At 61.2% G+C, this 25,971-nt stretch carries 22 protein-coding genes and 1 tRNA gene; 7 read left to right on the top strand and 16 right to left on the bottom strand.

Annotated elements, in window-relative coordinates:
- Nucleotides 1-12: 12 nt before the first annotated feature.
- Nucleotides 13-909, bottom strand: coding sequence for a penicillin-insensitive murein endopeptidase (gene mepA, locus PRZ03_RS10680; RefSeq protein WP_273600281.1), 897 nt, complete (start codon nt 907-909; stop codon nt 13-15).
- A gap of 31 nt (nt 910-940) precedes the next feature.
- Entirely contained in the window at nt 941-2,386 is a 1,446-nt protein-coding gene (gene dacB, locus PRZ03_RS10675; protein ID WP_273600280.1) for a D-alanyl-D-alanine carboxypeptidase/D-alanyl-D-alanine endopeptidase, read from the bottom strand.
- Between the two features lie 351 nt (nt 2,387-2,737).
- Between dacB and PRZ03_RS10670 the strand changes: the two genes are divergently transcribed.
- A complete protein-coding gene (locus PRZ03_RS10670; protein WP_273600279.1) occupies nt 2,738-5,584 on the top strand; it encodes a TonB-dependent receptor domain-containing protein in 2,847 nt (948 codons plus the stop codon).
- A gap of 107 nt (nt 5,585-5,691) precedes the next feature.
- Here the strand turns inward: PRZ03_RS10670 and PRZ03_RS10665 are convergent, their stop codons facing one another.
- From PRZ03_RS10665 to PRZ03_RS10655, 3 genes are read right to left on the bottom strand one after another with little or no spacing between them, the layout of a single operon-like run.
- Nucleotides 5,692-6,594: a S66 peptidase family protein gene (locus tag PRZ03_RS10665; protein ID WP_273600278.1), complete on the bottom strand. Its 903-nt coding sequence runs from the start codon at nt 6,592-6,594 to the stop codon at nt 5,692-5,694.
- A gap of 13 nt (nt 6,595-6,607) precedes the next feature.
- Nucleotides 6,608-7,786 (bottom strand): serine hydrolase, encoded by a 1,179-nt coding sequence (locus tag PRZ03_RS10660; protein ID WP_273600277.1) that lies wholly within the window; start codon nt 7,784-7,786, stop codon nt 6,608-6,610.
- A 15-nt stretch (nt 7,787-7,801) separates the two neighbouring features.
- Nucleotides 7,802-9,154, bottom strand: a complete 1,353-nt coding sequence (locus PRZ03_RS10655) for a D-amino acid dehydrogenase (RefSeq protein ID WP_273600276.1) — start codon at nt 9,152-9,154, stop codon at nt 7,802-7,804.
- Nucleotides 9,155-9,239: 85 nt separating this feature from the next.
- Here PRZ03_RS10655 and PRZ03_RS10650 point away from each other — a divergent pair, with 85 nt between their 5' ends.
- Complete coding sequence (locus tag PRZ03_RS10650) at nt 9,240-10,235, top strand: M14 family metallopeptidase (RefSeq protein ID WP_273600275.1); 996 nt, start codon at nt 9,240-9,242, stop codon at nt 10,233-10,235.
- A 12-nt stretch (nt 10,236-10,247) separates the two neighbouring features.
- Here the strand turns inward: PRZ03_RS10650 and PRZ03_RS10645 are convergent, their stop codons facing one another.
- Both PRZ03_RS10645 and bfr read right to left on the bottom strand, forming a co-directional pair.
- Complete coding sequence (locus PRZ03_RS10645; RefSeq protein ID WP_273600274.1) at nt 10,248-10,475, bottom strand: (2Fe-2S)-binding protein; 228 nt, start codon at nt 10,473-10,475, stop codon at nt 10,248-10,250.
- Nucleotides 10,476-10,600: 125 nt separating this feature from the next.
- Nucleotides 10,601-11,080: a bacterioferritin gene (bfr, locus tag PRZ03_RS10640; protein WP_273600273.1), complete on the bottom strand. Its 480-nt coding sequence runs from the start codon at nt 11,078-11,080 to the stop codon at nt 10,601-10,603.
- A gap of 177 nt (nt 11,081-11,257) precedes the next feature.
- Between bfr and hemP the strand changes: the two genes are divergently transcribed.
- Nucleotides 11,258-11,482 carry a hemin uptake protein HemP gene (hemP, locus tag PRZ03_RS10635; RefSeq protein WP_273600272.1) on the top strand — a complete coding sequence of 75 codons (225 nt, stop codon included), beginning with the start codon at nt 11,258-11,260 and terminating at the stop codon, nt 11,480-11,482.
- Between the two features lie 299 nt (nt 11,483-11,781).
- On the top strand, nt 11,782-12,891 hold the full coding sequence (locus PRZ03_RS10630; RefSeq protein ID WP_273600271.1) for a collagen-binding domain-containing protein: 1,110 nt from the start codon (nt 11,782-11,784) through the stop codon (nt 12,889-12,891).
- Between the two features lie 145 nt (nt 12,892-13,036).
- Here PRZ03_RS10630 and secA read toward each other — a convergent pair whose 3' ends face one another.
- Nucleotides 13,037-15,781, bottom strand: a complete 2,745-nt coding sequence (gene secA / locus PRZ03_RS10625) for a preprotein translocase subunit SecA (protein ID WP_273600270.1) — start codon at nt 15,779-15,781, stop codon at nt 13,037-13,039.
- Between the two features lie 267 nt (nt 15,782-16,048).
- Here secA and PRZ03_RS10620 point away from each other — a divergent pair, with 267 nt between their 5' ends.
- Nucleotides 16,049-16,387, top strand: a complete 339-nt coding sequence (locus PRZ03_RS10620; protein WP_263534518.1) for a hypothetical protein — start codon at nt 16,049-16,051, stop codon at nt 16,385-16,387.
- Nucleotides 16,388-16,481: 94 nt separating this feature from the next.
- Here the strand turns inward: PRZ03_RS10620 and PRZ03_RS10615 are convergent.
- The 6 genes from PRZ03_RS10615 to petA form a co-directional block, all read right to left on the bottom strand.
- Nucleotides 16,482-16,557 (bottom strand) — tRNA-Thr (locus PRZ03_RS10615).
- Between the two features lie 39 nt (nt 16,558-16,596).
- Nucleotides 16,597-17,211, bottom strand: a complete 615-nt coding sequence (locus PRZ03_RS10610; RefSeq protein ID WP_273600269.1) for a ClpXP protease specificity-enhancing factor — start codon at nt 17,209-17,211, stop codon at nt 16,597-16,599.
- Nucleotides 17,212-17,222: 11 nt separating this feature from the next.
- Complete coding sequence (locus tag PRZ03_RS10605; RefSeq protein ID WP_263534520.1) at nt 17,223-17,840, bottom strand: glutathione S-transferase N-terminal domain-containing protein; 618 nt, start codon at nt 17,838-17,840, stop codon at nt 17,223-17,225.
- A gap of 136 nt (nt 17,841-17,976) precedes the next feature.
- Nucleotides 17,977-18,747 carry a cytochrome c1 gene (locus PRZ03_RS10600; RefSeq protein WP_263534521.1) on the bottom strand — a complete coding sequence of 257 codons (771 nt, stop codon included), beginning with the start codon at nt 18,745-18,747 and terminating at the stop codon, nt 17,977-17,979.
- Nucleotides 18,748-18,764: 17 nt separating this feature from the next.
- The gene (locus tag PRZ03_RS10595) at nt 18,765-20,174 is read right to left on the bottom strand and encodes a cytochrome b (RefSeq protein WP_263534522.1); all 1,410 of its coding nucleotides are present in this window, start codon (nt 20,172-20,174) and stop codon (nt 18,765-18,767) included.
- A 32-nt stretch (nt 20,175-20,206) separates the two neighbouring features.
- Nucleotides 20,207-20,803, bottom strand: coding sequence for a ubiquinol-cytochrome c reductase iron-sulfur subunit (gene petA, locus PRZ03_RS10590; protein WP_263534523.1), 597 nt, complete (start codon nt 20,801-20,803; stop codon nt 20,207-20,209).
- Between the two features lie 223 nt (nt 20,804-21,026).
- Between petA and mscL the strand changes: the two genes are divergently transcribed.
- On the top strand, nt 21,027-21,461 hold the full coding sequence (gene mscL, locus PRZ03_RS10585) for a large conductance mechanosensitive channel protein MscL (protein WP_263534524.1): 435 nt from the start codon (nt 21,027-21,029) through the stop codon (nt 21,459-21,461).
- Nucleotides 21,462-21,639: 178 nt separating this feature from the next.
- On the top strand, nt 21,640-24,153 hold the full coding sequence (locus PRZ03_RS10580; RefSeq protein WP_273600268.1) for a DUF1631 family protein: 2,514 nt from the start codon (nt 21,640-21,642) through the stop codon (nt 24,151-24,153).
- A gap of 27 nt (nt 24,154-24,180) precedes the next feature.
- On the opposite strand, the gene pdxA is transcribed toward PRZ03_RS10580, so the two are convergent.
- Nucleotides 24,181-25,215, bottom strand: a complete 1,035-nt coding sequence (gene pdxA / locus PRZ03_RS10575; RefSeq protein WP_273600267.1) for a 4-hydroxythreonine-4-phosphate dehydrogenase PdxA — start codon at nt 25,213-25,215, stop codon at nt 24,181-24,183.
- Nucleotides 25,212-25,961: a Nif3-like dinuclear metal center hexameric protein gene (locus PRZ03_RS10570; protein WP_273600266.1), complete on the bottom strand. Its 750-nt coding sequence runs from the start codon at nt 25,959-25,961 to the stop codon at nt 25,212-25,214. The genes pdxA and PRZ03_RS10570 overlap by 4 nt, the downstream gene beginning before the upstream one ends.
- Nucleotides 25,962-25,971: the final 10 nt, after the last annotated feature.

Raw genomic sequence — 25,971 nt, 5'->3', positions numbered from 1 at the left:
AGGGCGGCTCGCTCAGCGCGCCTCCAGCACCTGCTGGCAATCTGCCGGCAGATCCGCCATGGTCAGCGGCGCAGGCTTCACTGCGGGTGGCTTCGGGTGCAGCGCTTCATCGGTGAACCACCAATCCAGGGAGGCATCGCAGCCGTCGCCCTCGGGGGTCGGGTCTTGCGCCTTGCATTGCGCGTCGCCCTCGGGGCAGAACAGGCGCACATGGAAGTGATAGTCATGGCCATGCTCGGGGCGAATTTTGCGCAGCCAGCTGGCGCCCTGGGCGCTACGGCACAACGCGCGCTTGATGGCGGCATTGATGAAAATGCGCTGAACTTTAGGGTCTTCGGCGGCAGCGCGCAGCACAGCCTGATGGCCGGGCGTCCAACTCGCCCGGTCCACGTCCAAACGATCGGCCCGCACCACCGTGATGGACGAGACTTGCTCGCGCTGCGCGCTCGTCATGCGCTGGGCCGGCATCGGTTTGAGCCAGATGTCCACATCCAGGCCCAGCTGGTGCGAGGCATGGCCGGTCAACATAGGGCCGCCGCGCGGCTGCGCGATATCGCCGACCAGAATGCCCGGCCAGCCGCTGGCCTGTGCCGCGAGCGGCGCAAAACGCTCGACAAAACGAATCAAGTCCGGATGCCCCCACATGCGCTGGCGCGAGGGCCGCATCGCCTGCCAATGCGGCCCGTCCAGCGGCAGCGCCTGCGCGCCGGCCACACAGCCGCGGGAGTAAAAGCCTATGGTCTGCGGCGGCAAGGCGGCCGCGCTGCGCACCTTGCCAAACAAGGTCTTGGCGGCCGGCAGCTCGGCCGCAGTCTCCTGGCCTTGCGCCATAGCAGGCCCCAATCCAAGGAACAGCCCGAGGAACAGACCGTGACTCAAGGCGCGAGCGATGTGCGTTCCAATTTGCATAGGTTTGAAGTCAAAAAGCCAAAGGCGCTGTTCAATCATTTTGGCGCGCCACCCAATTCACCAAGGCATCCAGCACCGGCCGCCCCTTGGCGCCGGTGTCCGGGCCATTGAGCATGACGACGACGACCCAAGGGCGCTCTTGCGCGTCGCGAACATAACCGGCCAAGGCAACGGCTTCATTGAGCGTGCCGGTCTTCATGCGGGCGCGGCCCTCGGCGGGCGCGCCTTTAAAGCGCCTGCTCAGCGTGCCGTCCACACCTGCCACCGGCAGCGTCGTCAGCAGCTCGGGCGCGTGAGGCGAGTCCCAAGCCTGCGCCAACACGGCGGCCAGCTGCGCCGGCTTGATGCGCTCGCTGCGCGACAGGCCCGAGCCGTTGTCCAAGACCAGACCGGCACTGTCCAAGCCCTTGGCGGCAAACCAGTCGTGCACGGCTCTGTCGGCCGCCGCCCGCGTGTCTTCGCCCGGCTGGGCCGCCGCCGCGCCCAGGCGCAGATAGGTCAGGCGCGTCAGCAAATTGTCCGAGCGCTTCATCATGCCGCGCAGCACCTCGGCCAAGGGCCGGCCTTGGTGGCTGGCCAAGAGGCGCGCGTCGCTCGGGGTGGCGGCTTCGCGGTCCGATTCGACGTCACCGCCCATCACCCCGCCCAGCTCTCGCCACATCTGCCGCAGCGCCTGCGCCGTCAACCATTGGCGATCGAGCAGATTCAGCTCGGCAGTCTGGCGGCAATTGCGCGGGAAGGCCCCACCCAACTGGATGCGTTGACCTTGCGATGTGCTGCTGACTTGCGGCGCCAGCCAGTCCTCATCCCAGTCCTTGCAGGGCTTGTCGTTCAGCGTCATGGCCGAGGCATCCAGCTCGATGCCGGGCCAGGCCGGTGAGACGCGGGCCTGCACGGTCGCCGCATCCGCGCTGAGCCGAAAGCTCAAGACAGCGCCACCCAGATTCAGCGCATCGGGCACCGCGTTATAGGCAAATTCCGGCGCCTCGTCGAAGGGCGCCAGGCCAATGTCCAAACGCGCCGGGCGAAACAGGCTGCGGTCCACCACCAATCCGCCTTGGATCTCGCGCACGCCCTGCTCGCGCAGCTCACGCAGCAGCATGTGCAGCGCGCCCCAGTCGAGGTCGGTATCGGCTCCGCCGCGCAGATACAGCGGCCCTTGCAACACATCGCCCACCAAGGGCGCTGCAGCGAGCAAGTCGGTGCGGCCGCGTGCGTTCGGACCCAAACGGTCCAGAGCCACCAGCGTGGTCACGATCTTCATCGTGGACGCCGGCTGCATGGCCAACTCGGCATTGAGCTGCAAGGCGCGTGTGCGCTGATGCAGCGGATAGGCAACCACGCCCAGCGTTGCCTGCGCCACGCCGGCCTCGGCCATCGCCTGCGTCACCTCGGCCGGCAGCGTCGGCGCGGCCCGCATGCCCGCGCAGCCCCCCAGCGCCAAGGACAAGGCGGCAAGACTGAGGACTTTAGCCATGCGGCGGAATTCGGCTTTGTTGTTCAATGGCATATGGTGTCGCGGCAAGCTCTGAAGACAAAGCCCAGGTCGGATATCCACACGCCTGGGCCTAACAAGCGCCAATGTAGCCTTAGGTCAAGGCGGCGACCGACTTTGGCCTATGAATTCTTGTGCGCCCTGCGTCTGTTGCAGACATAGCCCCGCGCCGGCGCATTCCAACAGGTTATGTGTGCACCTCAAGCATTCATTGCGATCTAAGCAACAAATGCGGTCAACCCCTCTGGCCGGCGCCGCAGTCCTAACGGATCATGGATTGGACATTGCAACACCCCACCCTCCCCATCCTTCCTCTAGTCCCGGAGCTTCCCGATGAAATTGAACACCTTGACACGCAAACTCGCGCTGATCGGCCTCGGCGGCCACCTCAGCTTGATCGGCGGCATGGCCTTGGCACAAAGCAGCGAGGCGGTGCAGAAGATTGAACGCGTCGAAGTGCTCGGCTCGCGCATCAAGCGCCTGCAAGACGAAGGCGCTTTGCCGGTACAAGTGATCACGGCGGCGCAGTTGGCGCGTGACGGCATCGTCTCGGCCGAGCAGTTGATGGGCCGCATCACCTCCAACGGCAATGGCCTGGACAATATGGCCAGCCAGTCCGACGTGGTCGGCGGCGATGCGCGGGGTAATAACGGGGCGAGCTTCGCCAACTTGCGCGGCCAGGGTTCGCGCAATACCTTGGTGCTGCTGAATGGACGGCGCATCGCTGCCCACGGTCTCAATGGCACGGCCGTCAACCTCAACACCATCCCGATGGCCGCAATCGAGCGGGTTGAAATTCTCAAGGATGGCGCCTCCGCGCTCTACGGCACCGACGCGATCGGCGGCGTCATCAACTTCATCTTGAAGAAGGACCTGAGCGGCCTCAACGTCCAAGCCTTTACCGACATGGCCCAAGAAAGCGGCGGCAATATCACCCGCTTGTCCGCCTCCGGCGGCATCGGCAATCTGGCTACCGATGGCTATAACGCGATGTTTGCGCTGGCCCGCACCGAGAACAAAATCCTCAAGGGCACACAGCGCGACTTCGTCAACACCTTCCAGCCCGATCGCGGCTTGTCGGTCGATACGCGCGGAACCCCGGTCGCCACGGTGTTTGCCCGCGCAGGGCTGACCACGATTTTGAGCCCCAGCAGCTCAGGCGTGCTGCTGCCCGGCGGCACGCAGCGCTATAACGGCATCAATATGCTGGGCCTGCCCGGCGCTGCAGGCTGCCAGACCATGCCTAACTCGCAAGCCTATGACGCCAAGCTCTGGGCCTCGCCAGGCACCGAATATGGCTGCGCCTGGGACACCGGCGTGTCGGCCACGCTGCAACAGCCGGTCACCAACACCAGCTTTGTCGGCCGCCTCAGCAAGACCTTGGGCGAGCATCTGCTGACGGCCGAATTCGTCGGCGCCAAGATTGACTCGGCCAAAGAGTTCTCGGAGGTCCAGCTGATTTCGAGCAGCACCAACAGATACCTCTACCCCAGCACCGGGGCTTCGTACAACGCGGTGTTTGATTCGATTGCCAAGGTCTTCCCCAGCATTGCGGCCAACAAGGGCAACCCGATCGCATTCCGCTGGCGTTGCATGGATTGCGGCCCGCGCGAAATTGCCACCGAGACCGAATCGGCACGCTTCTTCGTCGGCCTGGACGGCCCGCTGCCCTGGGCCGGCTGGGACTACAAAACTGGCGTCTCCTCGGCCTATAGCGATGACAAGTCCAAGCTCGGCAGCGGCTATTACTTCCGCGACGGCATGATCGCCGCGCTGGGCTCGGGCAATCTGGATCCGTTCTTGCTGCCTGGCGTCAAGCAAAGCGCGGCAGGCCTGAGCGCGCTGGAGGCCGCATCGGCCCGCGGCGTGACCCTGTATGGCGGCAAATTCGAGGTCATGCAGGGCGACTTCTCGGCCAGCGGGCCGGTCGCCAAGCTACCGGCCGGCATGATGATGGCGGCCGTCGGCATTGACCTGCGGCGCGAGAAGTTCAACTTCAAGGGCGCCGACGGCGCACCCAATGGCGCGGTGGTGATCGCCGCACCATTTGACTCCAGCAATGCGGTGGACGGCGTCACCCGCGATGTCAAGGCCGCCTATGGCGAGCTGATGATCCCGGTACTGAAGAACCTGGAAGTCACCGCCGCGGTGCGCACCGATGACTACACCGGCTTTGGCCGCACCACCAATCCCAAGCTGTCGGCGCGCTTCACGCCGGTGGAGTCGCTCGTCTTGCGCAGCTCCTACTCCAGCGGCTTTCGGGTGCCTACTTTCAACCAGGCCTTGAACGGCGCCACGCGTTCACCCTTTGACGGCAAAGACCTGGTCGACCCGGCCGCTTGCCCAAGCTTGGTGGTCAACCCGAATGACCCGAAATGCGTGGCCGTGTTCCCGGACATCGTCAACGGCGGCAATATGAAGCTGGGCCCCGAGACCTCCAAGCAAGCGGCCTTTGGCCTGGTGCTGGCCCCCTTCAAGCAGACCTTGCTGTCGCTTGACTGGTGGCAGATCGAGCGCAGCGACGCGATTCGCACGCCCTCGCTGGACGAGTTGAAGAACAACTACAGCCGCTTCCAGGATCGCTTCTTGCGCGACGCGGGCGGCAGCTTGGTCGGGGTTGATCAGCGCTGGTTCAATGCCGGCGGGGCCAAGTCCTCAGGTCTGGAGCTCAGCGCATCCACCAGCGGCAAAGTGCTGGCGGGCACTTGGTCGGCCAGCCTGGAGGGCTCTTACTTGCTCAACAAGAAGTCGCGCATCGCGGACACCGACCCCTGGGGCCCGAGCGAGTTGGGTCAGTTCAACCGCTATGACGACCCCGGCATCCGCTGGAAGCATGTGGCCAACCTCACTTATGCCCAGGACAGCTGGAGCAGCACCTTCACGCAGCGCTATACCGGCGGCTATACCGACGCGGTGTTGCCAGGGGTGGCCAACGGCACGGTCAAGCCGGCCAATTGGCAGGCCGACGTCAAGTCCTATATCGTCTATGAGCTGTCCGCAACCTATCGCGGCTTCAAGAACCTGAGCGTGACCGGCGGCATCAAGAACTTGTTCAACACCAAGCCGCCGTTCAGCGCCTACTACGACGCCGATCTCGGCTCGGGCAGCTCCTGGGACCCACGTGTGGCCGACCCGCGTGGTCGCGCCTTCACGCTGCTGGTGGACTACAGCTTCAAGTAATACAGCTTCAAGCGAAACTCAGGGCCGCTGCGGCTGCCCAAGTGCCATGAACAAAGCCCCGCCAGCTTGCGCTGCGGGGCTTCTTATTTGTCAGCTCTAAGCGCGCTTCAAAGCATGCGCAAGCTGCGTGCGCGCACATCCATCATGAGGGGCAAACCCAGCGGCAAGGGCAGATGCGGCCGGCAATGCCCGGCAGGCCAGCCGGCCAGGATGGGCTTGTTCAAGACAGGCAGGTAGTCGGCCAGCACCGCTTCGGCCGATTCAGCCTCACTGAAGCTGCCGATCAAGAAGCCCGCCGCAGCGTCCAGCACGCCGGCCTGGCGCAGCTGACACAGCATGCGATCAACCCGGTAGGGCTCTTCGCCTACCTCCTCCAGGAACACGATGGCGCCCTCGGCTCGGGGCGCCCAGCGCGTGCCGAGCAGCGCGGTAAAGACCGCCAGATTGCCGCCGATCAAGCGGCCCGCCACGGCCTCGCCCTGGTTGAGTTCATGCGCGGGCAAGGCCGGCGCCAGCAGATCACCGGCCCGCAGGCCCCGGTGCAGCAAGCCGAACAAGGCCTTCGCATCATCGCCGGCATCATCGTCGAGCAAATTCGAGGCCGGCATCGGCGCATGCAGGCCAGGCAGGCCCAAACCGTCGCGCAAAGCGTGCAAGGCGGTGATATCGCTGAAGCCGATCAATAACTTTGGATGACGACGCATCAGTTGCGTGTCGATCGCTGCCAGCAAACGCGCCGAGCCGTAGCCGCCGCGCAGACACAGCACGGCAGCCACCTCGGGGTCGGCAAAAGCGGCATGTAAATCGGCCAGGCGCTGCTCATCACTGGCGGCCAGATGACCCAGCAAGGCCGGGCCTGCGCAACCCGGAAACATCTTGGCCCTGAAACCATGCGCGGCCAACAGGTCCGGCACCTGCGCCAACTGCCCCGGCTTGGGCGGGCCGGCCGGCGCGATCACGGTCAGGCAAGCGCCCTGAGGCAAGGGCGAGAACAGCGGCAGATCGCTCAAATCAGTCTCCAAATCAGCTGCCCAAATAGGCCTGCAAGCCGCTGTCTATGGCCGCGCCCAATGCCGGCAGCTTCCAGGTCGTGGCGGCGCGTGGATCAGGTGCGTAGCGACTGCCCAGATTGCTGGTCAGCGCGATCAGGTAATGGCGCTTGGCAGGGGCCAGGCCGCGCACGATGCCGGCGTCGGCTGTGTAGTTTTCGGTATTGCCGGTCTTGTGCGCAAACAGCACTTCGGCCGCCGGCGCAGATGAAGATGCAGACTTACTTTGCCAACGCTGCGGCAGCCGAGCGGGCAGCCCTGGCACCCAGCCGGGCAAGCCGAGCAAAGACGTGCTGGACAAAACCTCATGCAGCGACTGCTGCTCCAGGCAGAACATCACATAGGCATGACTGGCGCCGAGCAGCGGCGCATGGCCCGCCGGCAACCAAGGGGCGGGCGGCGCCTGCACGTCCAGCAACCAGAGCAGGCGCAGGCTGTCCCACGCGGTCATCTGCAAATGCCCAACGCCGGCACCGGCGGCATTGCCCCAGCCGCCATCGGCGCGCGTATTGGCCAGCCGCAAGCTGCTCAGGCCAAGCGCGGAAAACAGCAGATGTAACTCGTTATGCACCTCGACCGAGCCCTCGCGCCTAATCGCGCCGCAGGCGTGCAAATGCATGATGAGCGCCGAGGTCGAGCGATTGCAGCTGATCGCCGTCATATCAAAAGCCCAATCGCTTAAGGGGCGCGCGCTGCCGTCGAAACTCAAAACCGCCGCCCAGTCACTACGCCCTTGATCAACCAGCCTCGCCACGCCGACCAACACCATCAGCTTGAGCAAGGAGGCCGGGTAAGGCGCCACAAAGCGCTGCGGGCCGCTGCCCGTCAGCGGCGTCCACGGCAAGCCGGACCAGTCACTGCCCGGCAACCAGGCGATGGAGCGACCCTGCTCGTCTTGAAGATCGGCCACAAAGCGGATATTTGACGCGCAAGCCGCTGGCCCCAGATCGGCAACCAGCCCCTCGGGATGCTCGCGCGAGAACAGCACATTGGCAAACACCGGCGCTGCGCCGGGCGCAAACGCGGCCACCGCCAGGTCTATGCTGGGGAACTGCCCCAGCGGCGCGCCGCCCTGCATCGCATCGGGCGTGGCCTCAAAATGCTGCGCGCGCACAGCTGCGAGCAGCAGCTGCGCCAAGTCTTCATGCCTCATTGCGGCTCCGCTGGTTCAGGAATATTGCAGACCTTGCAGGTCGATCGGGCTGGCGCGCCCCGCGACCAGTTCGGCCACGATATTGGCCGTGCCAAACGAGAAGGTAAAGCCCAATGCGCCATGGCCGACATTGAGCCACAAATTGCGCACGCCCGAAGCGCCCAAGATCGGCGCGCCACTGGGCGTCGCCGGGCGCAGCCCGGCCCATTCGGTGGCCAGCGCATAGTCGGCGGCCTGGGGAAAGGTAGCCAACACGGTGCGGCGCAGCGAGGCGATGCGAGCCGGGTCAATGCGCTCGTCATCGCCCACCAGGTCGACCATGGCCGCTACCCGCAAGCTATCGCCAATGCGGGCGTAAACGACTTTCTTCTCAAAGTCGGTCACGCTGACCAGGGGCGGGCGATGTTGCGCAGCGATTGGCGCCGTCAGGCTGTAGCCCTTCAAGGGGTAGATGGGCAGTTTGATACCGGCGCTCAAACCCAAGCTCCGACTCTGCAGGCCGGCGGCGAGCACAAAGTGCTCGGCGGCGATTTCTCCTGCACTGCTGCGCAGCGCCACGGCACTGCCGGCGCGCAGCACGAAGCCCTCGGCATTGGCACGCAGCAGACCGCGAAAGTTGGCGTGCTTTTGCAGTCGCTGCAGCAGCAAGTCGCAAACCCGGCGGCAATCGGCCACGGCTTCACCGGCGGTGAAGATGCCACCGGCCAAATGGGCATCGCTGAAGCCCAGCGCCGGCTCCAGCGCCACGCACTCGTCATGCGACAAAGCCTGCTCCGGCCCTGCCTTGCCGGCTTCAGCCTGCGCAGCGATGCGAGCCGCCACGCGCGCGAACTCCTGCGTCTTGCGGTAGACCACCAGCTTGCCCGGCTCGCGCAAGGCGATCTCATCCAGCCCGGCCTCGCTTCGCAAGGCGTCAAAAGCGGCATGGCTGTAGGCGCCCAGCGCCAGCAAGCGGTCCGTCATACGACGGTTGACCGGGCCTCGGCAGGCACGCAGGAAGTCAAACATCCACGACCATTGCTGCCAGCGCAACTCGGGCTTGAAACGCAAGGGGCCGTCGGCATCCAGCAACCAGCGCAGCGCCTTCAGCGGCACGCCCTCGTCGGCCAAAGGCGAAACATAACGATAACTCAACTGCCCGCCATTGGCTTGGCTGGCACCCGCAGCAACCTGGCTCGCACGCTCGACCAGGGTCACCGCCAAGCCCCGCTCGGCCAGGGCCCAGGCTGTCGTCAAGCCGACGATGCCGCCGCCAATCACCACACAATGCTGCATCGGGATTCTTCTAGGTTTGATTGATGCGTCAGCGTAAGCACAAACATGCACCGGAGCCAATGAAAGCAGCGGCGGCAACCATAACTTCGCCATATGGCCGCTGGCCGATTAGCTCATCGACGCAAGGCCGCAGCGGGCCCAAAATACACTCACCCGATACCTATACAGAGAAGGCCGCATGAGCTTCGACAATCACCCCACCCATCTGCGCATCCACCAATATGCGGGCCTCAAATCAGGCCCCAAATTGCTGGTGACCGCGGCTGTGCATGGCAACGAGACCTGCGGTGTCAGCGGTATCGAGCAGGTGATGGCCGCGCTGGACAGCGGCGCCTTGCAGCTGCTGCGCGGGACGCTGACCTTTGTGCCTATCGCCAACCCGCTGGCCCACCAACTGGGCCGCCGCGAAGGCGAGCGCAATTTGAACCGCAACCTGCGCCCGGCCGTGATTGCGCAAGATTTCGAGGACCGCGTCGCCGCACGGCTGTGCCCGCTATTGGCCAGCCATGATGTCTTGCTGGATCTGCATTCTTTCCAGAGCCAAGGCAAAGCATTTGTGATGTTAGGTCCGCAGGACAACGCGGGCGATCTTGAGCCCTTTGCGCATGCCAGCGCCGAAGCTGCACTGGCCAAATGCCTGGGGCCCACGCGCATTGTCGAAGGCTGGCTATCCACTTACGAATTGGGTCTGCGCCGGCGTGCGGCAAACAAGCACGAAGCATCCGCCCCAAGGCAAGACTTGACCCTGGATCCGCATTACGGCGTCGGCACGACCGAATACATGCGCAGCCAAGGTGGCTACGGTGTCACCTTGGAATGTGGTCAGCATCTCGACCCGCAGGCGCCCGAGGTGGCACGTTTGGCCATCCTGCGCAGCATGGCCCTGCTAGGTTTGATTTCGCCCGAGTCTGCTCCGGCGCAGCAGCCAAACCAGCCTGCCGAAGTGCTGCAGCTGTATGAAGTGATCGACAGGCAGCACCCGGATGACTGCTTCGAACAAGCCTGGACCAGCTTTGACGCGATCTCGAAAGGCCAGAAAATTGGCACGCGTCACGACGGCAGCGCGGTGCTGGCCCCAGCGGATGGCCGCATCGTGTTCCCCAATAGCAAGGCTTTGACGGGCCAGGAGTGGTTCTATTTGGCGCGGCCTAGCGCACGCGATTTGAGCGCCTAAGCCTCGAAGGATTCAGCGCAGGCTGACCACGGCCCAGGCCGGGCGCTCGCTGCGGCAGGCGCCGGCACAGCCGCTCTTGGCCAGTGCCGCGTCAAAAACCTCGCGTGCGCAGTCCCCGCAGCAACCGCAGGCACTGGCCACGCCGGTTTCATCCTGCAAGAGCTCGAAATTGCTGACGCCGGACGCCACTTGGGCATGGATGTCGCGATCGGAGACTCGGCGGCACAGACAAACAATCATGGGCTAAGCGAAAGAAAGGCAACTCGTATTGAGTTGCCTGGACTTTAACGCAAATGCGAATGTTTCTCAATGCCATTCAAAAAGCCATCCCATTTATCGGAGATTGGACGGCGGCTTTCTGAAGATCAGGACCCGGCCTCGCCCATTTGCGACTGCAGCCAGTTCTGCTCGCCCAGCTGCGCGACCAGGCCGATTTGGGTTTCCAGATGGTCGATATGGTCTTCGGTGTCTTTGAGGATGCTGCACAGCACTTCGCGCGAAACATAGTCGCGCACGCTTTCGCAGTAGGCAATGGCTTCTTTCAGCCCGGGCTGTGAGCCCGCTTCTAGTTTCAAATCGCAGTGCAAGACTTCGACGGCGTTTTCGCCAATATAGAGCTTGCCCAAGTCCTGCAAATTCGGCAGGCCGTCCAGCATCAGGATGCGATCCATCAGCTTGTCGGCATGCTTCATCTCTTCGATCGACTCGTCATGCTCATGCTTGGCCAAACGCTCAAAGCCCCAATTTTTGAGCATCCGGTAGTGCAAAAAGTACTGATTGATCGCAGTCAACTCGATCTTGAGCTGTGCATTCAGATAGTCCAAAACCTTCGCGTCGCCTTGCATGGAAGTCTCCTCAATGAATCTGCAACTATTGTGCGCGGTGTGCGGAAGTTCACCAACGCAAAACCATGAATTTTTAGAGTGAAGAAGAAGCGTTTGCATGGCAAGAGCCTGCAAGCATCAAACCAAATTTGCAGAAACTCATTGCCAGTGCGAATCATTCGCATTTAAGATGCGAACATGCAGACCTCTACCTCCACCGACCAAGCAGCAGGCGCCCCTGCGGCTGCCAATGATTGCGACCCAAGGGCAAGGCCCACGCCTGCGCTCACGCTGCTGGATTCACGCAAGAGAATCAGCAGCCAGAGCCTTTTGGGCAATGAGACAGAGATTGAAATCGAGCATGGCCAGCAACTCTATCGCCTGCGCTTGACGGCCTTGGGCAAACTGATCCTGACCAAATAGGCCATCATTTGTGAACCCTTGAGCAGCGCGCCAGGCCGCGTCTTGGGCGGCTGATTCAGGGAGCCATTCAGCAGCCAAAAGCCTTTACTCCGTCCGCTGGATCTGAACAAGCAGGCCAAGACCTGGCAGTTCAGCCATTCAAGTTCGAGTTTTCGTGCAAAGCGCACAAACCAAAGCAATACCACTTCCGCTCGACCGCACTTTTCATCGGTGCTTTCCCTAGAATTCTGAGCATGGCGGGGCATCCTCCGCTGTGATCGAAAACTCATCTAATCGAGGTGTTTCAGGTGAAAAGCAAAATGTTGAATCGTGCAAGTGGTCTGAAGTTGGTTTCTATCGCAGCGATGGCCTTGCTGGCCGGTGCGGCACAGGCGCTGCCGGTACTGGATCTGGGCGTCGCCAGCAACTACAGCGGCTTTTTCTTTGGCAACGTAACAAAGGCCAACGATTTTGAAGGCCGATTGGCCGTTGGAGGGGATATCAAGGGCACAGCCTTTAGCGCCGGCCAGCGCGTCCCTTTGGTGAATGGTCAAGCTTCGACTGCGCCGACCGTTGTCGTAGGTGGCAACGTCAACCTCCAAGTTGGCACCGGAAAAAATAGCTACTTCAACTCAGCGACAGTTGAAAATGGATCAAGCGATAAGAGCTGGAATGTCAATGGCTCCATCGGGCCCGCCAAACCTGGTGTCGGCGCCGGTCCCGCCGCTGGATCGAACTGGAACAAAGGCACTGTCGTTTATGGCGGTACGTACACAGGCAGCCTTAACGATGTTGATGCGGCACATCGCGTCAAGAACCCAAGTTTCCTTGACTTCGCCGCAGCCAAGACTTCGCTGCAAGCCCTCTCCAGTAGCTTGAGCAAGACGGGCACTGGCGATGGCTTTGCGCTGGGCAAGGTCGCAGCCGCAGGAAAAGGCGCGTGGACCTACACCCTGGACGGCGGAACACAAAAGTCTGATTTCTACTTTTTTGATCTCGGCGACGTTGCGAAGATAAAGGGCATCGATTTTCTGAACATTAAAGAGGGCGCTCGTATCGTCATCAACAATTCCAAGAAAGGCGCCATTGAACTTAGCGGCGATCTGGGGGCGGACACTCAAATCGTCTCAGACGCGAGTAATCTCGGGCACTGGCGCGGAAATGTGCTTTGGAACTTCGAACACGCCGACAAACTTGATGTTTCTACGTTTGTCAACGGCAGCATTCTGGCCACCAACGCCGATATCTACAAAGGTTCCGGTCATATCGAAGGCACATTGATCGCCAAGAGTATGTCTTCGGCCGTTGAAGTGGGCTGGGAGCCCTTCCGCAACGTGACCGCGGTGCCGGAGCCAGGCACCTACGCAATGCTGCTGGCCGGCTTGGGCGCGATTGGCTTCATGGCACGCCGCCGCAAGATTGGCGCTTAAATCGCAGGCGGATTTCGCCCGCAAAACAAAGGCTCCTGCGGGAGCCTTTTTCATGTTCACCCGCGCCAAGAAGCAAAAAGGGCCGCATCCTTGCCGGATGCGGCCCTTTCTTTTTAGATGCTCAGCTGAGCTGATGACCTAGCGATCAGGCCAGCTTGCCGTGGCAAAGCTTGAACTTCTTGCCGCTGCCGCATGGGCAGGGGTCGTTGCGCCCCACATGGCCGTACTTGCCGGCATCGAAGTCGGGTGCCGCGTCTTGCGACACCGAGCCGTCCTCGTTGGGGTGCGTATAGGTGACGTTGCTGACCCGCTCGGCGCGGGCTTCGATGGCTTCGGCTGCCCGGTTGGCTTCTTCTTGCGACTGGATGCGCACATTCATCAGCGTGCGGGTGACTTCCATCTTCACCACATCCAGCAGTTGCGAGAACAGCTCGAATGCTTCGCGCTTGTACTCCTGCTTGGGGTTCTTCTGCGCATAGCCGCGCAAATGAATGCCCTGGCGCAGATAGTCCAGCGAAGCCAGATGTTCGCGCCAATGCTGGTCAATGCTTTGCAGCAGCACCATGCGCATGAATGGAGTCAGCTGATCGATGCCAACACGCTCCACCTTGTCGGCGAACACCGTGTCGCCGGTCTTCACAACCAGATCCAGCACATCCTCATCGGTGATGGAATCACTCTTGTCGACCATGGCCGTCAAAGCCACTTCGAGCTGCCATTCATCGCGCAAGACGCGTTCCAGACCAGGCAGATCCCACTGCTCTTCGACGCTTTGGGAAGGCACAAAGCTGCGCACCACATCACCCAGCGTGCTGGCGCGCAGATTGTTGATTTGCTCAACCAAGCTTTGCGCTTCGAGGATGTCATTGCGCTGTTGGTAAATCACCTTGCGCTGATCGTTCGACACATCGTCGTACTCGAGCAACTGCTTGCGTACGTCAAAGTTGCGCGCCTCGACCTTGCGCTGCGCGCTTTCGATCGAGCGGCTGACGATGCCTGCCTCGATCGCCTCGCCTTCGGGCATCTTCAGGCGGTCCATGATGGCGCGCACACGGTCACCCGCGAAGATACGCATCAGCTGATCGTCCAGCGACAAATAGAAACGCGAGGCACCAGGGTCACCCTGGCGGCCCGAACGGCCACGTAACTGGTTATCGATGCGGCGGCTTTCATGTCGCTCGGTGGCGATGATGCGCAGGCCGCCGGCGGCCTTGACTTGCTCGTGCAGGCCGGCCCACTCATCCTTCAACGTCTGAATCTGCAGGGCCTTGTCGGCCTCGGCAACGCTGGCGTCGGCTTCAATCAGCTTGATCTGATTCTCGACATTGCCGCCCAACACAATGTCGGTGCCTCGACCGGCCATATTGGTCGCAATCGTGATCATGCCGGGCCGACCGGCCTGCGCCACGATCAGCGCCTCTTGCGCATGCTGCTTGGCGTTCAGTACCTTGTGCGGCAACTTCTCTGCCGTCAGCAGCTTGGAGATGTACTCGGAGTTCTCGATCGAGGTGGTGCCGACCAAGGTCGGCTGACCGCGTTCATGGCTGTCCTTGATGTCGGCGACGACGGCGTGGAACTTTTCAAACGTGGTCTTGTAAACCAAGTCCTGTTCGTCCTTGCGCTTGGTTGGACGGTTAGGCGGAATCACCACCGTTTCCAGGCCGTAAATTTCCTGGAACTCATAGGCCTCGGTATCGGCCGTACCGGTCATGCCCGAGAGCTTGCCGTACATGCGGAAGAAGTTCTGGAAGGTGATCGAGGCCAGCGTCTGGTTCTCGCTCTGGATCGCCACGCCCTCTTTGGCTTCCACGGCTTGGTGCAGGCCGTCACTCCAGCGTCGACCTGTCATCAAGCGGCCGGTGAATTCGTCAACGATGATGACCTCACCGTTTTGCACCACGTAATGTTGGTCGCGGTGATAGATATGGGTGGCACGCAGCGCTGCATACAGATGATGCATCAGCGTGATGTTGCCAGCGTCATAAAGGCTGGCGCCCTCGACCAAAAGGCCGGCCTCGCTCAACAGACGCTCGGCGTTTTCGTGACCGTCCTCGGTCAAATAGACCTGATGGGACTTCTCATCGACGGTGAAATCACCCGGCTCGATCACGCCTTCGCCGGTGCGAATATCCAACTCGCCGATTTGCTTCTTCAAGCCCGGTGCGACCTTGTTGATGGCCAGGTACACATCGGTCTGGTCATCGGCTTGGCCGGAGATGATCAAAGGCGTGCGCGCCTCGTCGATCAGAATCGAGTCAACTTCGTCGACGATGGCAAACGCCAGCGGCCGCTGCACGCGGTCCGACACCTCGTGCACCATGTTGTCACGCAGGTAGTCAAAACCGTATTCGTTATTGGTGCCATAGGTCACGTCAGCGGCGTAAGCGGCCTGCTTCTCTTCACGCGACATCTGCGCCAAATTGACGCCAACCGTCAGACCCAGGAAGTTGTAAAGCCGCGCCATCCATTCGGCGTCGCGCTTGGCCAGGTAATCATTGACGGTCACCAGGTGCACACCCTTGCCGGTCAAGGCATTCAGGTAGACCGCCAAGGTTCCCATCAAGGTTTTGCCTTCGCCGGTCCCCATCTCGGCCACCTTGCCGGCGTTGAGCACCATGCCGCCAATCAACTGCACGTCGAAGTGGCGCATCTTCAGCGCACGTTTGCCGCCTTCGCGAACAACCGCAAACGCTTCAGGCAGCAAAGAGTCCAAGGTTTCGCCCTTGGCCAGACGCTGCTTGAACTCTTCGGTCTTGGCCTTCAGGGCGGCATCATCGAGTTGCTCGAATTGCGGCTCCAGCGCATTGATCTGCTGGACGGTGCGGCGGTAGCCTTTAAGCAAGCGCTCATTACGGCTACCGAAAATCTGGGTGAGAAGCTTGGGCAACATGCAGCGTGATGATTGAATCGTAAGTTCTGGGAGCGGCAGGGCCGCCCCCTGGGGTTGGCGGTCGCTATAGGCAAACAAACTCTCTTGTTTGCCCCGAGCTAGGCCCCTGAATTCTTCTTGATGCTTGGCCCATATGAGGCGCATTCAGCGCACTGCAATAGGACCACCCCCATCTCGCTCACTAGCAGCCAGCGCCAAGGGTCCGGCAGTTTAGCATCTGAGTGAAGGCAGTCCCGTGGCAGCAGCCCTCGGGCATACACTGCAGGGATGCGTGCCCCCTACAGCCCCCGGCCGAAGAATCGAAGTGCTCAGCAAGTGCCTGAACCGCTGGCAATTGCGCGCGCCATACAGCAGCACGAGGGCTTGGCGCGTTTAAGTCTCTTGATGCGCGAATCGAACCGTCGCATGGAATTGATCAAACCTTGCCTGCCGGGCGCCTTGACGCGATTTGTTCGCCCAGGCCCGGTCGACGAGGACGGCTGGACCTTGCTGGCCGCCAATGCTGCAGTCGCCGCCAAATTGCGCCACTTGCAGCCTCGGTTGCAAGAACTGATTGAAGAAGCAGGATTGCAGCCGGCAAAGGTTCGGGTGAAGGTGCAGCAGTAATTCGGTGCGACAGATGAGCTGACAGGGATATCCAAACTCAGCCAAGTTCTTGCGGGCAAAAAAATACCGCCTGTGAAGGCGGTATTTTTAACTTTGGTGCCGGCTATCGGATTCGAACTGATGACCTACCGCTTACAAGGCGGTTGCTCTACCAACTGAGCTAAGCCGGCGAAGACCAAGAGTATAGCCTTGAATTTCGAGGCTGTCTACTACTTAATGCGTTTTAATGAAGGTCGGCCAGAACTGGGTGGCGGCGCATCGGGTTCGTCACCGTCCTGCACTGCAGCAACACTCGCCTCGCCCTGCTCTTGCTTGGCTTCGACCGAATTCGATTCCGAATTCGGGGTCAGCTTTACCGAACGCAAGGGAGTAGCAGCAGGACGACCTGCCGCTGGTCCGCTTTGCTCAATCGACTCCGCAGAAGCGGAAGAAGAAGAAACAGAAGGAGCAGCCGAGCTTGCAACCGGCCCTAGTGCAGTTTGCACATCGGGCGCCGGGAAAGCCATGCCTTGCCCGTTTTCACGCGCATAGATGGCCACCACATGGTCGATGGGAACAATGATTTCCCGCGCAGTGCCGCCAAAACGGGCCTTGAACTGGATGAATTCATTGCCCAGTTCTAGGCTGCTAGTGGCATCGAAACCGACATTGAGGACGATCTCGTTGTTGCTGACATACTCCATCGGCACCTGCACAAACCTGTCGACATGGACCGCAATATAGGGCGTGAAGCCGTTATCGGTGCACCAGTCGTGCAAGGCCCGTATCAGGTATGGCCGGGTCGATGCACTGCCCGACCCGCCGTTCTCACTGCTTTGTTCCATATGCCAACCGCTTACTTGCGCATGACCTTTTCGGATGGCGTCAGCGCTTCGATATAGGCTGGGCGCGAGAAAATCCGCTCAGCATATTTCAGCAGCGGCAGCGCGTTCTTCGACATGTCGATACCGTAGTAATCCAAGCGCCAGAGCAGCGGCGCAATGGCCACGTCCAGCATCGAGAAATCGTCGCCGAGCATGTACTTGTTCTTCAAGAAGATCGGCGCCAACTGGGTCAGGCGATCGCGGATCTGCGAGCGCGCCTTTTCCAACTGCTTGTCGGCCGCTTTAGCGGTCTGACTACGGCCCTCTAACACGTTGACGTGAGCAAACAATTCCTTCTCAAAATTGAGCAAGAACAGACGCACGCGAGCACGCGCCACCGGATCGCCGGGCATCAGTTGCGGATGCGGGAAGCGCTCATCGATGTACTCATTGATGATGTGCGACTCGTACAGAATCAAGTCGCGCTCAACCAGAATCGGCACTTCGTTGTACGGATTCATCAAGGCGATGTCTTCGGGCTTGGCGAACAAGTCCACATCGCGGATTTCAAAGTCCATACCCTTTTCGAACAGCACGAAGCGGCAGCGATGCGAGTAAGGGCAGGTGGTTCCAGAATAAAGCACCATCATGGCGGCAGGCTCCCAAAGAGTGAGGTGAAAAGGGTGGCGGACTTCAAGAACAAATCCACACAAAACGCAAACGCAGTGGGAGCTTTCTCAAGCATCCCACTGCGCTTTCGGCCGGGCAAAGCCCAGGCCTGATCGATTACTTCACGTCTTTCCAGTAAGACGCATTCAGGCGCCATGCAAAGACGGTAAACACCAGCAAGAACAACAGCACCATCACGCCAAGACGGAAGCGCTGACCCTGCGCCGGCTCACCCATCCACTGCAGGTAAGCCACCAGATCGCCCACGGCATTGTCGTACTGAGCGTTTGTCATGGTGCCGGGTGTCAGCTGCTCGTAGCCCTTGAAGATATGGATCTTCTTGGCATGGTCATGGGGATCGGTCTCCTCGGCGAAAGTGGCGCCGCGAACACCTTGCAATTCCCACAACACATGCGGCATGGCCACACTTGGGAAGGCTAGGTTATTCCAACCCGTGGCCTTCGTGTCGTCTGCGTAATAGCTGCGCAGATAGGTGTAGAGATAGTCCGCGCCCGAACCCTTGGAACCGTCGGCACGCGAGCGTGCGATAACGGTCAGATCAGGCGGAGCCGCGCCGAACCAATCCTTGGCCTGACGTGGGTCCATGGCAATCTTCATGGTGTCACCGACCTTGTCGGTGGCAAACATCAGATTGTTCTTGATCTGCAGTTCGGTCAAACCGATGTCTCGCATACGGTTGTAACGCATGAAAGCAGCAGAGTGGCAGTTCAGGCAATAGTTGACGAACAGCTTGGCGCCGTTCTGCAACGCCGCCATATCCTGCATTTTTTCTCTAGGGAACTTGTCCCATTCGATGCCGCCCGCAGCAGCGAACGCGCCGGACACCAAGCCAAAGCAAGTCAGCAAAGTCGCGATGAGTTTTTTCATTCTTTGTACTCCGTGGCTCAGTGGGCGTGGAAGGTCACGCGGTCGGGTACAGCCTTTGGCGTACCCAGCTTGCTCCACCAAGGCATCAAGAGGAAGAAGCCGAAGTAGTACAGCGTGCCAATCTGTGACACCAGCGTACCCATGTCCGTAGGCGGCTGAATGCCCAGATAACCCAGGATCAAGAAGAGCACCACGAACACGGCGTAAACATACTTGTGCCAGTCAGGGCGATAGCGGATCGACTTGACGGGGCTGTGATCCAGCCAAGGCAACACGAACAGAATCACGACTGCGCCGCCCATCACGACCACGCCCCAGAACTTGGCGTCGAACGTCTTCAGCAGCGCGGCTGCCACCAAGGCAGCAACCAAGACCACCACTTTGGCCTTGCCAGAGAAACTACCCTTCAAGACCGCCAAGATCGCCGACAGGCCAATGATGCCGACCAGCACGTTGATCAGCGTGTCATTGGTGGCACGCAGCATCGAGTAGAACGGCGTGAAATACCAGACCGGCGCAATGTGAGCCGGAGTCTTCAGCGGATCGGCTGGGATGAAGTTGTTGTACTCGAGGAAGTAGCCACCCATCTCAGGCGCGAAGAACACGATGGACGTGAATACGATCAAGAACAGGCTCAGGGCATAGATGTCATGCACGCTGTAGTACGGATGGAAAGGAATGCCATCCAGCGGGTGTCCATTGGCATCCTTGGGTGCCTTCGGACCCTTGATCTCAACGCCGTCAGGGTTGTTCGAACCCACTTCGTGCAGCGCAATGATGTGCGCGACCACCAAGCCCAGCAGCACCAGCGGCACCGCAATCACGTGGAAGGCAAAGAAGCGATTCAGCGTCGCGTCACCCACCACAAAGTCACCGCGAATCAGCAAGGCCAGATCGGGGCCAATAAAGGGCACGGCAGCGAACAAGTTCACGATCACCTGCGCGCCCCAGTAGGACATCTGGCCCCAAGGCAGCAGATAACCCATGAAGGCTTCGGCCATCAGGCACAAGAAGATGCCGCAACCGAAGATCCACACCAACTCGCGCGGCTTGCGGTAGGAGCCATAAATCAGGCCCCGGTACATATGCAAGTAGACGATGATGAAAAACGCCGAGGCACCGGTCGAGTGCATATAGCGGATCAACCAACCCCAAGGTACATCACGCATGATGTACTCGACCGAGGCGAACGCCAACGCCGCGTCGGGCTTGTAGTGCATCACCAGGAAAATACCTGAGACGATTTGAATCACCAGCACCACCAGGGCCAGCGAGCCGAAGATATACCACCAGTTGAAGTTTTTCGGAGCGTAGTACTCCGACAAATGCTCTTTGTACAGCTTGCTCGCAGGGAAGCGGTTATCCACCCAAGTCAGGAGTTGCTCACCCATTGGTGCGCCTGCGGGAGCTTCTTTGAATTCAGCCATGTTGACCTCTGTCCTTTAGCCTAATGCGGCGATTACGCCGGCTTGTCTTCACCAATGATGATCTTGGTGTCGGACAGGTACATATGCGGAGGCACTTCGAGGTTATCGGGCGCCGGCTTGTTCTTGAACACGCGACCTGCCAAGTCAAAGGTCGAACCGTGGCATGGGCACAAAAAGCCACCGCGCCAGTCGTCCGGCAGCGAAGGCTGAGGGCCGGCCGTGAACTTCTCGCTGGGCGAGCAGCCCAGGTGCGAGCAAATACCCACCGCCACCATGAACTCGGGCTTGATCGAGCGAGCCTCGTTTCTGGCGTATTCCGGCGTCGGGAACGCAGTCCGTTTGGACATGGGATCGGCCAATTCGCCGTCATGCCCGCTCAGGGCGGCCACTTGCTCGGGCGTGCGGCGCACGATCCAAACAGGCTTGCCACGCCATTCGACGGTCAATTTCTCGCCCGGCTTGATGGCACTGATATCGACTTCCACCGCGGCTCCGGCGGCCTTGGCGCGCTCGGACGGGGCGAAAGAACTGACGAAAGGTACTGCGACGGCTACACCGCCAACGGCGCCGGCGCAACTTGTGGCTATCAGCCATGTACGCTTACCGTGGTCCACTTGCTGGTCACTCATGGGCATCCTCAAACGAGACTTCACTTCTGATCGGGGTCAACCCGAGATTCTAACGGACGGCATCGCCTATTCGCGGCGCCATCATTACACCGATGTATTTTCACACGACAATGTCGGCGCTTTAAGCAATCTAGGGCGGGCAATCATCATGCATACGACAAGCTGATGAAGGAATGTCCGTCCAATTACTCATCGGCCCCAGGGGCCTTCATCGGAGCGATTTATGGGAATGTTGTCAGAATTCAGGGAATTTGCCGTCAAGGGCAATGTGGTTGATCTGGCTGTGGGCGTGATCATCGGTGGCGCGTTTGGCAAGATTGTGGACTCCATCGTCAAGGACTTGATCATGCCGGTCATTGGCCGCATCGTCGGCGGCTTGGATTTCTCGAACTACTTCATCACCCTGGGCAGTATTCCGGCCGATTACAAAGGCCCAGCCACCTACGAAGCCCTCAGCAAGGCCGGCGTACCCCTTTTCGCCTACGGCAGCTTCATCACCGTGCTGCTGAACTTCATCATTCTGGCCTTCATCATTTTCATGATGATTCGGCAAATCAATCGCCTCAAGCGAGCCGAGCCAGCAGCGCCCGAAGCCGCTGCCGTCACACCCGAAGACATCGTCTTGCTGCGCGAAATTCGCGATTCCTTGAAACGCTAAGCGAGGGTCACCATTGGCGGGCACATGTGTAAGTGAAAGTTTCAGCGCAATAAGGCGTTAGCTAATTGACACGTGGGGCCTGCCAACGCGCTGAACCAAGCCCCGGCGGGCGATATAAGCTCGATAATTGCTGCTATAGACTGTGGCAACCAAGCTACAAAGATCGCCCACCGACCCCATGAATGCGCCCGAACTCAGCCGACTGAACCCTCATCTGGAAGCCGCCGTCCAGCGCGTTCGCACGGCAGGTGACCAAGCGGCCGAACGCTGCGCGGAAGGTTTGGGCCTGTCAGCTCTCTCTGCCGGGCAAGTGAAACGCCGCGAAGCACTGTTGGCGGCGCAGTATTTGTTCCGTAAACAGCAGGCCTTGTTTGGTCAGCAGTTCTACTTGTCGCTGCGCACGCAGTTGGACCAGGAGCAAACCGTCAAAGCGGGCGCTCGGCCTAGCGGCAAGAAGGACTGGGGTGAGCTGTCCTTGATGGATGACGAGCAGGTCGACGCTCTGGTAGTGGGCGACCGCATCGGCCTGGCCATCGGGCATCAAAGCGAGTGGGAGTTGCGCGAGGTCGAGTCCTATATGGGAGGCCTGAGCATAGGAGAGCGCAATCCACTGCGCCCCGAATTGATCGGCCAGGCCTTGCTGACCGCCGTTCAGGCGGTCACCGACGAGGCCGACACCCGGCAAATACTGATCGATGAATTGACCCGCGCCTTGGCGCAGGAAATGCGCGTTTGCTACGCCGATATTGCCGAGTTGTTCCGCAACCGAGGCCTGCGCCCGCAAGACTTGCGCGTCAGAGGCTCCGAGGCCAGCCCATCCAGCCGCGCGCATGGACTGTCGGCGCACAGCCAGGCCGGCGCGCTGGACGAAGGGCTCAGCACCGGCGGCGGCAGATTTGGCAACTCGGGACATGGCGGCGGGACTTTCGGTGGACATGGTGACGGTCACAGCAGAGGTCACAGCAGCGGCTACAACAGTGGTCATGGCAGCGGACATAGCACCGGCTTTGGCGGTGGCGGTGGCGGTGGCGGTGGCGGTCAGTTTGGCGGCGGGCCGCAAGGCTACACAGCCCAAGGCTCGGGCGGCCTGGGCGCTGTCGATGCTCAGCTGATGGACTTGTTGCGCCGCTTGGCCCAAGTGCCAGCCGGGCCAGCCGGCCCAGGTGGTGCAGGACCGGCCGGCTGGGCCACCACCGGCGACAACCCAGCGGGCGACGGCTACGCTCAGCCAGTCGATCTGGCCAACAGCGCTCGCTGGAGCGAAGACTTCAGCGCCTCCAGCTGGCAAGGCGCGGCACCACCCAATTTGATCCATCTGCACCGAGAGGAGCTGCGCGAAGCAGCCACCGGCCGCCTTGATCACATGGTGATCGACGTCGTCAGCAGTCTGTTTGATCAAGTGCTGTCCGACCCCAAAGTGCCGCCACAGATGGCGCGGCTGCTGGCCAGCCTACAGCTGCCTGTCTTACGGGCTGCGTTGGGTGATCAGACCTTCTTCTCGTCCCGCCGCCATCCGGTACGCCGCTTCATCAACCGCATGGCTTCGCTCGCCTGCGCCTTCGACGACTTTAGCGAAGACCCCGGGCTGGCCTTTTTGGCCCATGTGCGGGAACTGGTGCAGGAAGTTGCTAACGGCGACTTCGACCGCATGGATGTTTACGAGAGCAAGCTCGATGCGCTCGAACAGTTCATTGCCGAGCAGGTCGGCAAGGCGCTTAGCTCACAAGGCGATGCCGCCGCCCTGCTGGCTCGCAAAGAAGTTGATCTGCGCCTGCAGCAGATGTACGCGAAGCAGCTGCAATCCGCCTTGACGCCTGTCGCCATGCCGGACTTCATCCGCGACTTTTTGTCGCAGGCCTGGAGTCAAGTCATTGTGCTGGTCAGCCGCGACAGCGCCAGCACGCCCGAGCGCACGCAACGCATCAGGCAGTTTGGCCGCGACTTGGTCATGAGTGTGCAGCCCAAGGCCGGCACGGCGCAAAGGCAGCTCTTTTTGGGCGCCCTACCCAAGCTGATGCAAACCCTCAACGAAGGCCTGGATTTGATCGCCTGGCCCGAGCCTGCTCGCAACGCCTTTTTCGGTCAGTTGCTACCCGCCCATGCGGAATCACTGAAGGGCCAGGCCCTCAGCGCGCTCGAAGCCAATTTGCTGTCCAAGCAACTCGACGGCGTTTTCGGCAGCGCGCCGCCGGCTGAACAAGATTTAGGTGCCGATAGCGCGGGCGCAATGCCTCAAGATGCCGACCTGTCGGCGCGCTTGAGTGCCGCCGAGGCCTCGTCGCTGGGCCTGATCAAAGAGTCCGGCGTTGATTGGTCGGGGGAAATCGACATCGATCTGAGCGCCGACGCGCCCTTGCAGGCCGTGGACATCAGCATCGAGGGCCTGCCAGCCTCTACTGATGCCCCCGAGCCCAGCGAAGGCGAATTGCTGATCGAACATCTTCAACTGGGCTTTGCCTATCAAATGCATACCGGCGACCGCTGGCACAAGGTAAGACTGGCCCATATCAGTGCCGGCCGCAGCTTCTTCATCTTCACCCAAGGCGCCAAGCATCAGGAAACAGTCACCATGACGGCGCGCATGCTCAAACGTTTGTGCGAAGCCAAGCGCATGCGCGCGTTTGAAAACGCCTACCTGATGGAGCGGGCCATCTCCCGTGCACGCAAACAGTTAGCAGCCATCAAGGTCTGAACCCGCGCCGGTCAGCGCGCAGCCCGTTCAGGGCAATAACTGGCAAGCCATGCGCAGCGCCGTCTTGAAGCTGGCGGGGTCGGCACGGCCGCTGCCGGCCAAGTCAAAGGCGGTGCCATGATCCGGGCTGGTGCGCACAAAAGGCAGGCCCAAGGTCACATTGACGCCTTGCTCAACGCCCAGGTACTTGACCGGGATCAGCCCGTGGTCATGGGTCATGGCCACCACCACATCGAACTCGCCCGGGTGCGCGGCGCTGTGGCGTGCGCGCATGAACACGGTGTCGGGCGCGAACGGGCCAGTGGCGTCTAGCCCCTCGGCACGCGCCCGCGCAATGGCCGGCGCAATATGCAGAATTTCTTCATCTCCGAACAAGCCCCCCTCACCCGCGTGAGGATTCAATCCGGCCACCGCAATGCGCGGCGCGGCGATGCCGAAGCGCAGCATCGCCGCCTGCGCGATCCGCAAGGTTTCCAGCACGCTGTCGGCATTGATCAAGTCTATGGCGCGCCGCAGCGCGCAGTGAATCGTCACCAACACCACCCGCAACTCATCATTGGCCAACATCATGCGCACGGGCAGCGCTGCGCCGCTGCCGGCAGCCAGCGCCTGCAGCATCTCCGTGTGGCCCGGATAGCCTATGCCTGCCGCATGCAAGGCCTCCTTGTGGATGGGCGCCGTCACCAGTGCATCGGCCGAGCCCGCTTGTATGGCACCCACAGCCGCCTCGATGCACAGGGCAGCTGCCGCTCCCGCCTTCGCATCAATCTGCCCGATGGCGCAATCCAGCAGCCCCTGGGGCAAGCCCTCGGGCTGCCATACCGCCACACAATTCGGCGGCAGATCGCCCAACTCTTGCAGTGAAGTCAGGCGCAGCAAAGGCCGCTGCACGCCCGCCCAAGTCATCGCGCGGCGCATCACTGCAACATCGCCGACCACACAGAGCTGCGCGTCCATGCCCGGCTCCGGACGGCCCAGCGCCATGGCGACAATCTCCGGTCCGATGCCGCACAGATCACCCATGGTGAGCAAGACCCGCTTGTTCGCCCGTACCTTGCTCATGCCGGGTTCGCAATATCGATGAATTGCTGAGTCACGCCCAGTTCGCTCGCCAGGTGCGCGGCCAAGGCCTGCACGCCATAGCGCTCGGTCGCATGATGACCGGCGGCAACAAAAGCCACCCCGGTCTCGGCCGCCAAATGGGCTTGCGGCTCGGAGATTTCACCGGTCACAAACACATCGACGCCGGCGGCGATGGCCGCCTCGAAATAGCTCTGCGCGCCACCCGAGCACCAGCCAAGCCGCCGCAAGGGGCGACCATCACCGGGAGCAGCCAGCACCGTCCGCCCCAACTGGCGCTCCAGATGCGAGCTCAATTCGAGCAGGCTTTGGGGTGCAGCGAGACTGCCCGCAAAACCCAAGTCTTGCTCGCCAAAGCGCGCATCCGCTTGCCAATCCATCAGCCGTCCGAGTTGCGCGTTATTGCCGTATTCGGCATGCGCATCCAGCGGCAAATGGTAGGCAAACAAATTGACATCGGCTGCCAACAAGCGCGCCAGGCGCTGCTTCATCCAGCCGGTGACTCGGCCATCCTGGCCGCGCCAGAACAAGCCATGGTGGACCAAAATCGCATCGGCGCCGGCGGCGATCGCGGCCTCGATCAGGCCCAAGCTGGCGGTGACCCCGCAGACGATGTGCCGAATCTCGGCCCGGCCCTCGACCTGCAAGCCATTCGGCCCATAATCCTTGAACCGGTCGACCTCCAGCAGGCGTTTCAGATGGAGATCGATGACGTGGCGTTGAGGCATGGGGAGACTT

It is taken from the genome of Roseateles albus (genome assembly GCF_028595345.1).
Lineage (GTDB): Bacteria > Pseudomonadota > Gammaproteobacteria > Burkholderiales > Burkholderiaceae_C > Paucibacter_A > Paucibacter_A albus.
Note: the sequence above shows the minus strand (reverse complement) of the source record. Positions and strands in the feature narration are given on the sequence as shown.

Bases quoted from the DNA above. Each gene is read 5' to 3' on its own strand.
- petA (WP_263534523.1), bottom strand. From the start codon at position 20,803: ATGAGTGACCAGCAAGTGGACCACGGTAAGCGTACATGGCTGATAGCC.
- dacB (WP_273600280.1), bottom strand. From the start codon at position 2,386: ATGGCTAAAGTCCTCAGTCTTGCCGCCTTGTCCTTGGCGCTGGGGGGC.
- PRZ03_RS10610 (WP_273600269.1), bottom strand. From the start codon at position 17,211: ATGGAACAAAGCAGTGAGAACGGCGGGTCGGGCAGTGCATCGACCCGG.
- mscL (WP_263534524.1), top strand. From the start codon at position 21,027: ATGGGAATGTTGTCAGAATTCAGGGAATTTGCCGTCAAGGGCAATGTG.
- hemP (WP_273600272.1), top strand. From the start codon at position 11,258: ATGCAGACCTCTACCTCCACCGACCAAGCAGCAGGCGCCCCTGCGGCT.
- PRZ03_RS10595 (WP_263534522.1), bottom strand. From the start codon at position 20,174: ATGGCTGAATTCAAAGAAGCTCCCGCAGGCGCACCAATGGGTGAGCAA.
- PRZ03_RS10670 (WP_273600279.1), top strand. From the start codon at position 2,738: ATGAAATTGAACACCTTGACACGCAAACTCGCGCTGATCGGCCTCGGC.
- PRZ03_RS10570 (WP_273600266.1), bottom strand. From the start codon at position 25,961: ATGCCTCAACGCCACGTCATCGATCTCCATCTGAAACGCCTGCTGGAG.
- mepA (WP_273600281.1), bottom strand. From the start codon at position 909: ATGCAAATTGGAACGCACATCGCTCGCGCCTTGAGTCACGGTCTGTTC.
- PRZ03_RS10645 (WP_273600274.1), bottom strand. From the start codon at position 10,475: ATGATTGTTTGTCTGTGCCGCCGAGTCTCCGATCGCGACATCCATGCC.
- PRZ03_RS10660 (WP_273600277.1), bottom strand. From the start codon at position 7,786: ATGAGGCATGAAGACTTGGCGCAGCTGCTGCTCGCAGCTGTGCGCGCG.
- pdxA (WP_273600267.1), bottom strand. From the start codon at position 25,215: ATGAGCAAGGTACGGGCGAACAAGCGGGTCTTGCTCACCATGGGTGAT.
- bfr (WP_273600273.1), bottom strand. From the start codon at position 11,080: ATGCAAGGCGACGCGAAGGTTTTGGACTATCTGAATGCACAGCTCAAG.
- PRZ03_RS10630 (WP_273600271.1), top strand. From the start codon at position 11,782: ATGTTGAATCGTGCAAGTGGTCTGAAGTTGGTTTCTATCGCAGCGATG.
- secA (WP_273600270.1), bottom strand. From the start codon at position 15,781: ATGTTGCCCAAGCTTCTCACCCAGATTTTCGGTAGCCGTAATGAGCGC.
- PRZ03_RS10620 (WP_263534518.1), top strand. From the start codon at position 16,049: ATGCGTGCCCCCTACAGCCCCCGGCCGAAGAATCGAAGTGCTCAGCAA.
- PRZ03_RS10600 (WP_263534521.1), bottom strand. From the start codon at position 18,747: ATGAAAAAACTCATCGCGACTTTGCTGACTTGCTTTGGCTTGGTGTCC.
- PRZ03_RS10605 (WP_263534520.1), bottom strand. From the start codon at position 17,840: ATGATGGTGCTTTATTCTGGAACCACCTGCCCTTACTCGCATCGCTGC.
- PRZ03_RS10655 (WP_273600276.1), bottom strand. From the start codon at position 9,154: ATGGCGAAGTTATGGTTGCCGCCGCTGCTTTCATTGGCTCCGGTGCAT.
- PRZ03_RS10580 (WP_273600268.1), top strand. From the start codon at position 21,640: ATGAATGCGCCCGAACTCAGCCGACTGAACCCTCATCTGGAAGCCGCC.
- PRZ03_RS10650 (WP_273600275.1), top strand. From the start codon at position 9,240: ATGAGCTTCGACAATCACCCCACCCATCTGCGCATCCACCAATATGCG.